This window comes from Specibacter sp. NPDC057265 (assembly GCF_042668835.1).
GTDB lineage: Bacteria > Actinomycetota > Actinomycetes > Actinomycetales > Micrococcaceae > Specibacter.
The window spans coordinates 1-2,012 of record NZ_JBHUYE010000046.1; the positions used below are offsets into that span (position 1 = coordinate 1).

At 60.6% G+C, this 2,012-nt stretch carries 2 protein-coding genes; both read left to right on the top strand.

Annotated elements, in window-relative coordinates; genetic code table 11:
* Positions 1 to 1,152, top strand: a 1,152-nt coding sequence (istA, locus tag ACFUCV_RS14925) for an IS21 family transposase (RefSeq protein ID WP_380817113.1), incomplete at its 5' end; no start/stop codon positions are given.
* Complete coding sequence (locus ACFUCV_RS14930; RefSeq protein WP_380817116.1) at positions 1,149 to 1,898, top strand: ATP-binding protein; 750 nt, start codon at positions 1,149 to 1,151, stop codon at positions 1,896 to 1,898. The genes istA and ACFUCV_RS14930, both read left to right, overlap by 4 nt.
* Positions 1,899 to 2,012 lie beyond the last annotated feature (114 nt).

Here is a 2,012-nt window from a genome sequence, read left to right on the forward strand (position 1 = left end):
AAGGCCGGGATGAGCATCGAAGTGGACTGGTCGGGTCCCACCATGGAACTGATTGATCCAGTCACCGGTATGCGGAACAAGGTCTACCTTTTCGTAGCGTGCCTGCCGTTCAGCCGGTATGCCTTCGTGGAGGCCACCTTGGATATGAAGCAAGACAGCTGGTTGCGTGCCCACGTGGCGATGTTCGAGGCGTTCGGTGGTTCCGTGCCACGCATTGTGCCAGACAACCTGAAGACCGGCGTGATCAAACATCCCTCAGAGGGCGAGATCGTGCTCAACGATTCCTACCGCCAGTTGGCTGCCCACTATGGGGCAGCGGTGCTGCCGGGCCGCGTCCGTAGACCGAAGGACAAGGCCAGCGTGGAAAACACCGTGAGCCATGTTGCCACGTGGGTGATCGCCGGCCTGCGGAACACCAACTTCGGTTCGCTGGGGCAGTTGAGGGCCGCAATCCGTGAGCGAATCGAGGCGTATAACCAAGAGCCTTTCCAGAAGCGCGCGGGATCACGAAAGTCGGTGTTCCTGGCCGAAGAGCAGCCATTGATGAACCCGTTGCCGGCGGCCGGCTATGAGATCAGCACCTGGGTCTACGGGCGGAAGGTTGCCAGGAACAGCTACGTTTCGTGGCAGAAGAACTACTACTCGGTTCCGATCGTCAACATTGGTGCCACCGTGGATCTGAGGCTGACCGAGACCCTGTTGGAGGTTTACCGGAACCACGAGCGGCTCACCAGTCACCGGCTGCTGCCGGCCGGGCCCCTAAACCAGTACCAGACCAACGATGCCGACATTCCGCCGGACCGCCAGTGGCAGCATTGGGACACCCAACGGGTCAAGGACTGGGCAGCGCGTACCGGACCGTGCACGCTGAATGTGGTGGAACGGATTTTTGAATCCGTGCAGGTCCAAGAGCAGGGCTTCAACGCCGCGCTGGCGGTGCTGCGCCTGAGTAGGCGCTACGGCCCGGCCCGACTAGAATCGGTCTGCCATATCGCACTGCAGAGCCCGATTAGGTCCCCGCGCTACGCCCATCTGCGCCCCCTGCTGGAAACTGGCCAGGACAAAAACCTCGGCGGCACTCAGTCCGAGCAATTCCACAATGACGGCGGCTACGTACGTGGCAGCGACTACTACGCAGGAGGCACCCGATGAGCTCACTTGATATCGAAACAAAGCGAAAAATGCGTGAAATGAACGCCACTGAATTGCTCCAGGCCATCGAGGCCCAGGACGAAACCCTGGGCATGGCGCTGAGCTTCGACGAGCGGGTGCGCCTCATCGTCGACGAAGCGCATTCGACGTTCATCACCTCAAAGGTCGGCGGCCTCATCAGCCGGGCCAAGCTTCGCTACCCCAACGCCGATCTGCGGCAAGTGGACCTGGTCGAGGAACGCGGCCTGAACCGCAACACACTCACCGCCATTGGCAGCTGCGGTTTCATCGAACAGAACCAGAACGTGGTCTTCCAGGGATTCACCGGTTCAGGGAAGTCGTATCTGGGCTGCGCCCTGGCCAAACAGGCCTGCCGCAACCGGATCCGTACCCACTATGTGCGCATGCCCGACCTCGAGGAGGAATGGGTCCAGGCCCAGGACAAGCCTCTGGGCGCCTCAAAGTTCCTGAAAAAATATGGATCCTTCACCTTGCTGGTGATCGATGAATGGCTGCTGGACCGCCCCGGCGGCGACTTCCTGCGCATGCTCCTGGAACTCATGGAACGCCGCTACGGCTCGGCGTCAACGGTATTCTGCACGCAGTATCAGCAAAAGGACTGGCACCAGCGGCTCGGCTCCGGCGTTCACGCCGACGCGATCATGGACCGGATCATCCACAACACCATTTGGATCGAGACCGGAAGCTACAACATGCGTGAGAAGATCGGCGCCGTTCAGGAATAGCTAGACCCGTTGGAGGCCGGTGGCTCCCACCCAGGAAGGTACTGGCCCCCAACGGCAATATCAAAGGTCCCCAACGGCAATAATGGGTGGTCCCCAAACCGTCGAATACTCACC